This window comes from Segatella copri (assembly GCF_026015465.1).
GTDB classification, from domain to species: Bacteria; Bacteroidota; Bacteroidia; order Bacteroidales; family Bacteroidaceae; genus Prevotella; species Prevotella copri_E.
Window position 1 is genome coordinate 1,297,549 of sequence record NZ_JAPDUQ010000001.1, and the last position, 12,495, is coordinate 1,310,043.

9 protein-coding genes are annotated in these 12,495 nt (G+C 47.6%); 3 read left to right on the forward strand and 6 right to left on the reverse strand.

Annotation, left to right across the window (positions count from 1 at the left end):
• Positions 1-142 precede the first annotated feature (142 nt).
• On the reverse strand, positions 143-2,101 hold the full coding sequence (locus ONT08_RS05475) for a DEAD/DEAH box helicase (protein ID WP_264959424.1): 1,959 nt from the start codon (positions 2,099-2,101) through the stop codon (positions 143-145).
• 239 nt (positions 2,102-2,340) lie between these two features.
• Here ONT08_RS05475 and ONT08_RS05480 point away from each other — a divergent pair, with 239 nt between their 5' ends.
• Complete coding sequence (locus ONT08_RS05480; protein WP_264959425.1) at positions 2,341-3,708, forward strand: DUF3843 family protein; 1,368 nt, start codon at positions 2,341-2,343, stop codon at positions 3,706-3,708.
• Positions 3,709-4,027: 319 nt separating this feature from the next.
• Positions 4,028-5,443 (forward strand): ATP-binding protein, encoded by a 1,416-nt coding sequence (locus tag ONT08_RS05485; protein WP_264959426.1) that lies wholly within the window; start codon positions 4,028-4,030, stop codon positions 5,441-5,443.
• 379 nt (positions 5,444-5,822) lie between these two features.
• Here the strand turns inward: ONT08_RS05485 and istB are convergent, their stop codons facing one another.
• The 3 genes from istB to ONT08_RS05500 form a co-directional block, all read right to left on the reverse strand.
• Complete coding sequence (gene istB, locus ONT08_RS05490; RefSeq protein ID WP_264959427.1) at positions 5,823-6,554, reverse strand: IS21-like element helper ATPase IstB; 732 nt, start codon at positions 6,552-6,554, stop codon at positions 5,823-5,825.
• Between the two features lie 14 nt (positions 6,555-6,568).
• A complete protein-coding gene (istA, locus tag ONT08_RS05495; RefSeq protein ID WP_264959393.1) occupies positions 6,569-8,125 on the reverse strand; it encodes an IS21 family transposase in 1,557 nt (518 codons plus the stop codon).
• Between the two features lie 189 nt (positions 8,126-8,314).
• Complete coding sequence (locus tag ONT08_RS05500) at positions 8,315-9,475, reverse strand: dienelactone hydrolase family protein (RefSeq protein WP_264959428.1); 1,161 nt, start codon at positions 9,473-9,475, stop codon at positions 8,315-8,317.
• A gap of 195 nt (positions 9,476-9,670) precedes the next feature.
• Here ONT08_RS05500 and ONT08_RS05505 point away from each other — a divergent pair, with 195 nt between their 5' ends.
• Positions 9,671-10,210: a TIGR00730 family Rossman fold protein gene (locus ONT08_RS05505; protein ID WP_264959429.1), complete on the forward strand. Its 540-nt coding sequence runs from the start codon at positions 9,671-9,673 to the stop codon at positions 10,208-10,210.
• A 148-nt stretch (positions 10,211-10,358) separates the two neighbouring features.
• On the opposite strand, the gene ONT08_RS05510 is transcribed toward ONT08_RS05505, so the two are convergent.
• Positions 10,359-11,546 carry an FprA family A-type flavoprotein gene (locus ONT08_RS05510; RefSeq protein WP_117587603.1) on the reverse strand — a complete coding sequence of 396 codons (1,188 nt, stop codon included), beginning with the start codon at positions 11,544-11,546 and terminating at the stop codon, positions 10,359-10,361.
• Between the two features lie 13 nt (positions 11,547-11,559).
• The gene (locus ONT08_RS05515) at positions 11,560-12,495 is read right to left on the reverse strand and encodes a PfkB family carbohydrate kinase (protein ID WP_264959430.1); all 936 of its coding nucleotides are present in this window, start codon (positions 12,493-12,495) and stop codon (positions 11,560-11,562) included.

A 12,495-nucleotide genomic window follows, 5' to 3' on the forward strand; every position in this document is an offset into this window, starting at 1 on the left:
TATCACAGAGTGCACCAATTGGCAATATCGTCTACATGCGTAGTATTAGGCATACATTATAAAATAGCAAAAGCCTGCATCAAACTGGGAGAATCATCCCATTCGATGCAGGCTTTCATCTTATTATAAATCGCTGCCTAAACTACTTCTTCTTAGGTCTGCGACGAGCCCAACCTTCTTCCTCGAAGTTTGGCTCCTCACCCTTGAACTTCACGTTGTCGTTGTTCTGGAAGAACTGGCGCCAATCGCCTGTATCCTCCTGAGGGCGAGACTTTCTGCCGCCACGAGATTCACCACGGCTTCCACGTCCTCCCTTTCCACGAGAATCACGAGAATCTCTTGCATCATCAGAAGAACCTCTGCGGCTGCGGCCGCCTCTTTCTGAAGAACGGCCACCTCTGCCTTCAGAACTGCGGCCGCCACGGGCTGCTCTGCCATGACCTTCCTCATCAGCATCGTTACATCTCACGGTTCTGCCCTTATACTCAGTACCGTTCAAAGCCTTCATCACGCGCTTCGCATCCTCCTCAGGCACCTCGATGTAGGCAAACTTACTCAGCAGGTCGATGTGACCAACCTCCTGGCGACCCTTCACGTACTTGTTCAGATACTGCATGATTTCGCCCGGATAGAAACCATCCGCCTTACCCAGGTTGATGAACAGTCTCTTGAAACCAGCCTCAGTCTCATGCTTTCTGCGACCATTGGAAACCTTGCCACGGCCCTCGCCACGACTTCCACGACCTTCGCCGCCACGGGAGCCCTTGCCGGTTTCTGGCTTGATAATTTCAGGAGCATTCTTATAGTAATCGAGGAACTTACCGAAGGTGATGGTTACCATCTTCTTGATGATGTCCTCCTTGTCGATGTACTCAAACTGGCGGTTGATTTCAGCCATATATGGTTCAATCTGATCCTCATCCACATCGGTCTTCATGATGTCGTCCATGGTCTTGAAGAGCTGCTTCTTGCAGATTTCCTCTGGGGTAGGCAAAACGCCGTCCACGAACTCCTTGCCAATCTGCTCCTCAATCTGGCGAACCTTGAACTTCTCTCTGGTATGGATGATGGAGATGGATGTTCCTTTCTTGCCGGCACGACCGGTACGGCCGCTTCGGTGTGTGTAGCTTGCCACATCATCAGGCAAACCATAGTTGATAACGTGAGTCAGATCATCTACGTCCAGACCACGGGCAGCCACATCGGTAGCCACCAGGAACTGAACGGTATGGTTGCGGAACTTCTGCATGGTGAGGTCACGCTGCTGCTGACTCAAGTCGCCGTGCAGCGCCTCTGCATTATAACCATCCTTAATCAGCTTATCCGCAATATCCTGAGTCTCCAGCTTGGTGCGGCAGAAGATAATCGCAAAGATGCGTGGATAGAAATCCACCACGCGCTTCAGGGCGAGATACTTATCCTTGGCATTTACCAGATAGTAGATGTGGTTTACATGCTCAGCACCCTCGTTGCGCGAACCCACTACGATTTCCTTGTGGTCGTGCAGGTAGTTGAGGGCAATCTTCTCGATGTCCTTGCTCATGGTAGCCGAGAAGAGCAGGGTGTTTCTATCCTCAGGCACGTTCTCGAAGATGGCATTGATGCTCTCAGAGAAGCCCATGTTCAGCATCTCGTCAGCCTCATCAAGCACCACGTTGTTCACGTTCTCCAACTGAGCCACGCCACGATTAATCAAATCGAGCAGACGACCAGGGGTAGCCACGATAATCTGCACACCATGCTTCAGGGTGCGAATCTGGCTTCCGATGTCGGTACCGCCATAAACTGCGGCAATATGCAAACCGTCGATGTACTTGGCAAAGCTGTTCAAATCGTCTGCTATCTGGAGGCAGAGCTCACGTGTAGGACTGAGGATGATAGCCTGTGTCTGCTTGCTGCTGGCATCAGTTTTCTGGATTACCGGAATACCGTAAGATGCAGTCTTACCCGTACCGGTCTGCGCCAACGCAATCACGTCGTTCTTATTACCAAGCAAATATGGGATTACTTCTTCCTGAACTGGCATTGGATTCTCAAATCCAAGCTCTTCAATGGCACGGCGAATCTCCTCGCTCACGCCTAATTCTTCAAATGTCTTCAAATCTTTTTAACCTTAATTCATTATAATCTAAATGGAAGGCCGAATTCACCCTCCCAGCCATGAATTAGGGTGCAAAATCCTTCCGAAACGCTTGCGGCAATCCCACGCATTTATTAAGATTGCCTAAATTCGGGTGCAAAGATACGAAAAAAATGTGAGTTTCTTGCAGATTTCTGCAATATTTTATTACCTTTGCATGAAAGTTACAACAAACAGATAACCAAGAAAACTTGAAATATATGAAAAAAGTTATTTTCACCCAAGAATGGATTGCTTTGCATCCATACGAAAAAGCAGACGAAACAGATCTGTATTATACAGAACTCGCCAACGAAATATACCACGCTCTTGACGAGGCGTGCTACACCCATAACTTCAAGAATATGGATGAAGCCAAGCAGCTGGCACTCAGCATTGCCGGTTATTTCGAAGATGTGATTTCGGGCACAGGCATTTGGAAGACTTTCACGGAAGAATGCAAGCAGCGCTACGGCACCTACATTCCTTTCTATGAGAAAGAAAGCGAATTCATCAAGAGTACGCTCAACGAAGATGACCCGGCTTACGACCCTGAGGAAATCAACATCGCTGATGTCAAGTTCCTGCTCTGGCACCATTACCAGCAGAGCAGTTTCGTACAGGAAGCCGTTCCTTTCCTCTTCGGAACCCTGGAACTGGCTGCCAAACTTGCCTACAACATTCTCGACAGAGAGTATGAAACGGCTCCGGAAAACGAGCGTCTTCTGACTTATCTCAGCGAAATGCCTGAGATAGAGGGCAACGCTGAAACAACCGAAGAGGAAATCGAGAAGAACAAGGAGTTGGATGAGATTCACCGTCGCGACACCCTGGCGTGGTTCCATTATGGTTGCTATTTCAACGTGGGCAACCAGAAACGCCTGCAGTTTACCCTCCAGCAGATGGCAAACTCGCCTCAGGGTCTCACCGAACCGCTCGCTTATTCTGTGCAGATGGAAATGACCATCGCCGGCAGAAACAATCTTCTGGCGCTCACTTCTTACGAATGGCTCTGCAAGATTTGCAGGAACATGCCTACCCACAAGCTTTGGGAGGATGAGGAGTTCAGAAAGAAGGCTACTGAGCAATATGAAAAGGTGGATCATGAGAAGGCGATTCACGACTACAATCTACTCAAGGCGAAAGGATACGAAGACAAGTTCATCTTCCTGGAAGATGTGAAGACGCTGAAGGAATTCCTCAAGGAGATTGAATTCGAGTTGCCAAAGGACATCCGATTCCCTCAGAAATACGAGAAAGGCATCATCTTAAGCGGAAGTCCATACACAGGCATCAACATCAGTTTCGGTCTGGCTCATTGCATCGCATCGCCTGAGAACCCTTACTATGTACAGGAGCGTGCAGAGACCGACAGCTTTGGCATTATCAGCGGCAATGGTCTCCCATTCCCTTACGAAATTGTCTGCAAACTGATAGAAAACAACCTGATTCCTGACGCAAACATCTTTACAAGCCAGTATGTAAAGGAAGAAGGCTTGAAGATTACGCAGGCAAACCTCCAGTTCCTTGCCGATTACTACTTGATGGGCAGAAAGGATAAAGACCTGTCGCCTAAGGAGTTGTGGTAAAGATGCATTCAGCATACCCAGAAAGTTCACTACGCTAACGCCATTAAGGGGTTAGCGTAGTAGACTTTTACAGATTTATAAAAGAAAGAGCGGAAAATCAGCTGTTAACTGTTAACTCTGTTAACCCCAGCTGTTCTTCCGCTCTTTTTATTATAAATGTTGACAGACATTCTTTTGCTGTCTTCAAACAACATTAAAGAGCTATCAGCTTGCAGCAATTATTAAATATACGTAATTTTCCATATAAATATGTAACAAAGTACAATCTCTTCATTATTTTTTAGTAATTTCGCAGTTAGTAATTCTAAAATCACTAATTATGAAATTCGTAGATAGAATCAGGGAACAAGCTGTTTTACAGACAGCTTTGGAGTCTAAAGCTTCAAGCTTCATTGTGATATACGGACGAAGGAGACTTGGAAAATCAACTCTCATCAGAAGAGTGTTGAAAGATGGAGACATTTACTTTGAAGCCAACCTAAGCGAGAAAACTACCCAGCTAAGTCTGTTGGCACGCACCATAGGCACGGAATATCCGGGCTTCGAAAGCCCTGTGTATTCTTCCTGGGAAGACATCATCATGGCTTTCAACTACCGTTGCAAGGAAAACGCAACACTTGTCTTGGACGAGTTCCCATATCTAGTTCAGAAAGATCCAGCATTACCTTCTACTCTACAACGAATCCTCGATAGGCGTATTACCGGAGTAAATGAATTGCGCTGCAACATCATCATCTGCGGCTCTTCACAGAGAATGATGCACGGTCTCTTACAAGGTTCAGAACCTCTTTATGGCAGAGCCGACCGTATTTTCATCCTACGTCCTGTCAAGTTGCCTTGGTGGCAAGAAATCATCAACACCTCAGCCAAGGAACTTGTAGAAGAGTACTCTATATGGGGAGGAGTGCCTCAGTACTGGAGTCAACGAGAAAGATTCTGCTCTTTGGACGAAGCCATTCAAGAACTGATATTAGACGAAATGGGAAATCTCTATGACGAGCCTGCCCGTCTGTTTATGGATGAGGTATCAGATATCGCACCCTATTCATCTATCATGCTTGCGGTGGGTAGTGGAAAGCAGAAGTATTCCAGCATTTCTGATGCTCTTGACAAGACTACGGCAGAGCTTGCCAAACCGATAAAAATTCTGACTGAAATGGCTTTCCTCAGAAAGGAAGTACCATTTGGCGAAAATCCGCAGAAGACAAAGAAGATTCTTTATCGGATAGATGATCCATTCATGGCTTTCTACTACAGATTCATCGAACCAAACAAGTCTATGATTGCCTTGGGACGTGGCAACATTGCAAAGAAATTCATCAATGACGGTTTCAACGGTCATGTTGCCGAGGTTTGGGAAAGACTGTGCCAGTTGGCTGTCTGTGGTAGCGACATAGAAGGTCACACATGGGGTGAAGCCTCACGCTGGTGGGGCAAGGTTCCCATCTTTGAAGAAGGCAAGAAAACCCCTGTCGGCAACGAGGAACTTGAATTTGATGTTGTTGCAGAAGACCTCTTTGACAAGAACACAATACTTGTAGGAGAATGTAAATGGACAGCCCCTGATTATGCCGACCGACTCTTGGAAAAGCTGAAGAGAAAGGTGGCTCTCGCCCCATTTGCCCAGGGAAAGAATGTAATATACCTCCTTTTCCTAAGAGAAAAGCCCCTACCTGGTCCTCAGCCTTGCAAGGTGATATTGCCAGAAGAAGTGGCAAGTTTGCTGCATCATTGAGCTAACCTAAATTATGTTCCGTAAGGTAATGATTTAAAACTTGGTTGCAGTAAAAACACAAAAGTCTACTACGCTAACCCCTAAAAAATGGCGTTAGCGTAGTAGACTTTTAATATTTAAGAGAAGAAGGTACAGAAAAACAGCTGTTAACTGTTAACTCTGTTAACCCCTATTTCAAATTCTTATCCAGGAACTCCAGCATTTTCTCCTGTGCCTTCAGGCCGCAGGAATGAGGAATTTCCCAAAGTGACGATAGCGCTGTATCGGTACCAAGCGTAGCGGTGTAATCGGTACCATGCTATCACTGCAATCGGTACCGCTTGTATCGCTGCAAGCGGTACCAAGATTTCAGTTCTGCTTTTCAATTTGCAAAGGTAATTTATTTTTTCAATTTCTGGCGCATAGAATCGCCTTTTAACTCTATTTTACTTGCATTTGCCACCAAACGGTCCATAATGGCATCTGCCAAGGTAGGATCACCTATATAATCATACCATTTGGCAATAGGAAGCTGTGAGGCGATAATGACGGACTTTCTCTCGTATCTCTCTTCTAGGATTTGGAGCATTGCGAGTCTGGTCTTGTCATCCATTGGCTGCAACCCGAAGTCATCCCATATGAGCAAGTCATACTTTTCTAGATTGGTTATCATCTTTAGGTACGACCCATCCAGCTTGCTGAGTGCAACTTTCTCCACAAAGCTGTTCATGTTGAGATAGAGAGTTCTATAGCCTAGCATGCAAGCCTGTCTTCCAAGGGCACAGGCAAGAAAGGATTTTCCGCAGCCACACTTTCCTTGTATGAGCAAGTTCTCATGCCTGCGTATAAAGGCACAGTCAGCAATGGCGGCAAAGTCATCCTTGGTGAAGTTGCGGTCTGTTCCACAGATGACATCCTCTAAGAGTGCCGTATATCTAAGCTTGCTGATTTTTAGATACATGGCGGTCTTTCGATCTCGTCTGTCCTGCACCTCTGCATCCACCATCTTGGAGATGGCGACTTCCAGGGATGGGCGGTTCTGTACAGGAAGGCTGGTCATGGCCTCGAAGGAGGATGACATACCTCTGAGTTTCAACTCGTTGAGTTGTATGATGGTTTCTTGTAAGTTCATGTTACTATATATGTTTAAATGTTCATAAATGCCTCCGCGCCTCTCACATAGTCGTTCTGTGGCACATTTGAGACTGTTTCTTCCCCGTCAACTTGGTCAAGGTTCTTCTCCAATACGTTGCGGATGGTCGTGTAGGTGATGGATGAACAACCTGCCAGACGCTTGCAGGCCTTCTCCAGGCGCTCCTTGCCATACTTGCGCTTGAGAGACAGGACTCCTTGGCAGGACTTGTACGACTGCTCGACATGCTTCGTGCGATTGAGGATGGATTGGACTGCGGAAGTGGTGTTGCTGCCAACCAATGCTGCCTCCTCCAGAAAATAGGCGGCGTTATATCCCTGTCCGTGCTTGTAGGCAAGATGTTTGTCTGGCATATGCTCGTCAAGCGTGCTGTATCCAGATCCTTGGCGACGCTGATGGATGGCTATGCGAGAACTCCCGGAGTAAACCTCCACGGTATCTAAGTCCCACAGTACGCTCACCTTTTGCCCGACATACTGGTATGGCACGCTATAGTTGTGCTTGTCAACCATGACGTGATAGGTACCGGACAGTTTCACCTCCTTGCGATATCTGAAGCGGTATGGAGTCATGGGCAGTTTGCCCAACGTAGGTTGCTCTTCCGCCTCGAAGATGTCACGTCTGCTTCTCCCTGTCGTTCTGGACGGCTTTTCATTGAAGCCGTCCATCAACTCATAGATACGGGCATTCATACTCGGTAGATTGTAAAACACCTCGTCATGTAGCAGAGCGTAGACGGCATTGTAGGTCTTTTGGACGAGTCCCTCGACTGGACCTTTGTCCCTGGGAGTGCGAACCCTGCAGGTTTGGAGGGTTGTATCGTAGTAGGCGGCCCATTCCACGGCTGCATCATTGAACGCTGGCTCGTAGCGGTCGTATTTCTTCACCCACTGCTTCATGTTGTCACTCTTGGCTATGCGAGTTGTTCCGCCGAAGTAAGAGAAGGCATCGGATATACCGCCGAAGAAGTTCTCCATGGAAGCGTTGTACATAGCCTTGGCAAATCCCAAGCCGCTGTATGGCAGGATACAGACCAAGACGACAACCTTGGTTAGCTCACCTGTCTTCGGGTCGGTAAGCCACAGGGTATCGCCGGCGAAGTCAATCTGCATCTCTTCCCCAGGAATATAGGTGTTATGGAAGCTGAGGTTGTGTGAGTACTGATACTTACGGATTGACTTCTTGAACTGGGTGTATCCATATCCGTCGGGATGCTCCTTCTTGTATGACTCGTGCAGGGCTTGAATGGTGAGGTAGCGGTTATGCGACAAGTCTGACACATATTCAGGCAACAGCCCATCCAGCACCTGACGTTGGGAAGATGGGGCTGCTGTGGGTTTGGACAACTGGAGGAAAGATTCTATTTCCCCGTCACTCATGCGGCCTATCACGCCATAGGACAAACCTTGGGAATCCGCCAAGGTCTTGTAACGGTTCAGTACGCCACGTCCCATGTGTAGTTGCTCGCAAATGGTGCGTTGCGGTATTTTTGCCGCTAGCATTTGAAATGAACGTTTTAATTTGCTCATGTTTACATTACTTTGTGCCATATCTATACAGATTTAAAAATTCTTCTGCAAAGATAGGCGGTTATTATTATACATGAGCAGAACTTTACATCTTTTTGGTACCGATTGGGGCGCTATGATGGTACCGATTCAAGTGATACGATGGTACCGAATGCAGTGCTATGATGGTACCGATTCATGCGCTATAGTGGTACCGATTCGCCGATACTGTCACCAAAGCTCCGTATCCAGCAGATTATCTGCTCCCTGACTCTTCCAAACCTTGTGCATTTCGGCGAAAGCATCCTTTACACCAGGCACAGGGAAGAGCTTATCTTTTGTGCCATTGATGAAAAGCATCGGTTTCGGACAGGCGAGGGAGGCGATGTGAGGATAGTCGAGATACTGGCGAAGACCCGGAATGCAATTTGCAAAACCGCCATTCTCCTTTCTTCCGAATCTTCGGGTAAGCTGAGCATCGGTGGTAATCATCCAGCAGATGGAAGCACCCGCCTTGATTCTATCCGATAAAGCCGAGAGCATCCACGAGCGATAGGCTCCCATCGAACACCCCACGCATCCGATACGCTTCGCATCCACCATCGGCAGCGAAGCCAGGAACTCGGTACTGGAAATATCATCGTAAGTCATGAAGGCAGAGAGGTCTCTACCCAGCATCATCATGTTGCCGGCTATCAGGTCGTATTTGTTTCTATCCACGCCCTCCTTCCGGCCTCTTTCTCCCCACATCGGAGCATCTGCCGAAAAGACTACGTAGCCATGTTTCGCCAAATAATCGCCCACGTACTGATTATCATAAAGCTGCCTTGCCCAAGCATCCGCATCATCCAAGATCTCCTGACAGAGTGCCTGTTTCGCCGGAGCATCTTGTTCTTCCGGAGTGAAGAAAGGACGAATCATCTTCTCCTTTCCGATAAAGAGATGAGCGCCATGATCATGAAGCGCATTGACAGTTGGGAATGGACCCTTGCCATCTGGAATCAGGAGATAAGCCGTAATTCGGGAATAGGCGTTGATATTAAAGGCGATTTTCTGCGCCTTATATCCGTCTCTCTGTTCCTCACCGAGCACTTCCATATCCCACGCTGCAGCCGCCTTCGGAGGCGTCATCATGCATTCGAGAACCTTCGCCCTTGCCGTCTTTTTCCACTTTTTGAAGTTCCTGATCGGACTGTTTCCCCAAGCCATCGGATAGGTCAGTTCCTTCTTCAGCGTTTCTACGTAGGTAGGAATCTCTCCCTGCCATTCATACTTCTCCCGCTTCTGAAGCTTCGGCTTCGAAGAGGTTTTTGCAAGCGACACAGAGGTCTGTGCAAGCGCCACCGACGCCTGCAACAATGCAATGATACTATATGTGATAATCCTTTTCATTCTCTTGTCTTGTTTTGTTAGAAATCTTTCTTCCTGTTTATAAGATTAGTTATTGTTTGCAAAATTAAGAAATTATCCGCAAAAAGAGCCCAATAATCTCGATATTTTTGTGTACCTTTGCCTAAAACATTTATAAATAACGGATAAAACATCTATAAACAACAGATAAAACATCATCAAATAGAAAATAAAGACATGAAAATAGCAGTTTTTTGTTCAGCAAATAAGAATATCGACCCCGACTTCTTCACGTTGACAGAAGAGATGGGAAAGTGGATGGCAGAGAACGACCACGACCTGGTTTTCGGCGGCTGCAACTCCGGTCTGATGGATTGCATCGGCAAGGCAGTAAAGGCGAATGGCGGCAGAACCATCGGTGTGGTTCCTACGCTTGTAGAGCGAGGCGGCAGAACCTTCCCAGATCTCGACATCGAGATTCCGTGTGATAATCTCAGCGACCGCAAGGACCTGATGCTTGCCCAGAGCGACATCTTCGTAGCCCTTCCTGGCGGCATCGGCACCCTGGATGAAATCTTCACTATCGCCGCCGCCCACACCATCGGCTACCATCACAAGATGGTGATTCTCTACAACATGAAAGGCTTCTGGAACTCCACCATCGCCCTATTGGATGACATGGCAGAGAAAAGCATGATTCGTGGCAATTGGCGAGATGTGATAGAAGTAGCGGATAACCTGGAAGAGTTAAAGGCGATAGTTGAAAATTCCCATTAATATGATTTTTCGGCAAACTTGCACATTTTTGATATTAAGGAAGGAATAGAAACCTATAAACGAAATACTCAGAAACAAAAGAAAGAGCAGAAAAACAACTGTTAACTGTTAACTCTGTTAACCCCAGTTGTTCTTCCGCCCTTAAACTTTATTCCGCCAGCAGCTTCTCAGCCATCGCCTTACCCAGAGCCTCGCACTGCGCCTTTACCTCTGGAGTAATCGCCTGCTTCATATCTACAGGTTCGCCCACTGGCTCGTAGTGGAGCTTGGTGTCGTTCCACTCCTGAATCTTTGCTACTGCCTTGCTTGCCCAGCAATGAGAACCATACCAGCCAAGGAGGTGGTTCTTGACGTCCTTATTGGCAAGCTCGGAGAGGAGAACCTCCATTTCGTGATAAAGACCGGCATTGTAGGTTGGAGCACCCACGATAAGACCCTTGTAGCGGAAGATGTCGCGCAGGATGTAGCTGTGGTGAGTCTTCGAGATGTTGTACATTACGATGTTCTTCACGCCAGCCTTGCTTGCCGCACGGGCGATGATTTCAGCCATGCGCTCAGTATTACCGTACATGGTGCCGTAGCAGATAACGAGGCCCGGCTCCGTCTCGTACTTCGACATCTTATCATACATGCCGATTACCTTCTCAATATGCTCGTGCCAAACCGGACCATGGGTTGAGCAGATGTAATCCAGCTCCACGCCAGCCAACTTCTTCAAAGCATTCTGAACAGGGATTCCATACTTACCCACAATGTTTGAGTAGTAGCGAACCATCTCCAGCCAGAAAGTCTCGCAGTTGATTTCCGTATCGATGATTCCGCCGTTCAGCGCACCGAAGCAACCGAACGCATCACCTGAGAAGAGCACCTTGTTCTTCGCATCGAGGGTTACCATGGTCTCTGGCCAGTGAACCATAGGGATGAGAACGAAGCTCAGCTCGTGGTTGCCCAGAGAGAGTGTTTCGCCATTCTTCACCTCTACCACATCATCAGTTACGCCGTAGAAGCCTTCCAGCATTCCCAGCGTCTTCTTGTTGCCCACAATCTTGATGTTAGGGTAATATTTCTTGATGAGGGCGATGGAGCCGCTGTGGTCAGGTTCCATGTGGTTGATGATAAGGTAATCGATTTCGCGGTCGCCAATCACCTCGTGGATGTTCTCCAGGAACTGGGTGAAGAAATCCACCTCTACTGTATCAACCAGCGCTACCTTCTCATCGTCAATGATATAAGAGTTGTAGCTCACTCCGTTAGGCAAAGGCCAGAGGCCCTCAAAACGATGCTTGTTGCGGTCGTTTACACCTACGTAATAAATTTTGTTTGTAATTTCTGTCATATCTTTTATATTTTTATAATTCCTTCTTCTTTTCTTCTCCGAATTCCTTGGAAACATAATTGTAGATGTCCTTGCAGCATTCGGTGGAGAATTCTTGAGCCGAAACAAGGAGACTGTCCCATTGCGCCTCAGATAAGCCGCGGTCGATGTCCTCGCGGGTGATTCCATCCTTAATCAGTCCGAAAACGAAACCGGCATTGAAATTATCGCCGGCTCCGATAGTGCTCACCGGTTTCATCTTCTCCGAAGGATAACTCTTGGCAAAGCCGTTCTCGGCACGAACCTCTACAGGCTCAGCGCCCTGGGTGCAGATAAACTTCTTGCAGTAGAAACTGATTTCGGCATTATAAACCTTATCCGCCTCCGGTTTCTTGTAGAGGATTCCAAAGTCCTCGTGGCTTCCGCGTACGAAATCAGCCATCTCCAGGTTCTCTATCAGATTAGGCGTAATCTTCATGATTTCGTTCTGATGAGAAGCACGGAAGTTGATGTCGTAATAAAGAATGGCGCCGTGCTCCTTCGCATACTCCAGGAAGCCGGCAACCTGAGGACGGACCACAGGATTCAGGGCGAAGAACGAACCGAAGAGCACGATGTCGCCAGGATTGATTTCCGGTGTGGCAAACTCCAGCTGGTCGTGAGGATGATCTTTATAGAAGATGTAGTCGGCATTGTTGTTCTCGTCGAGGAAAGCCAGCGAGAGCGGCGACTTGGATTCCGGGAAGATGCTCACATTGTCAGCATTCACCCCATTATCTCTCAAAAACTGAATCACATACTCTCCTATGCGGTCGTTGCCCGCCTCGCTGATAAACGAAGCATTTACGCCCGCACGCCCCAACGAAATGACTGCATTGAATGATGAGCCACCCGGTACTGCCTCTATCGGCTTGCCGCCCTTGAAGATGATGTCAAGCACGGTTTCTCCTATTCCTATTATTTTGCGCAT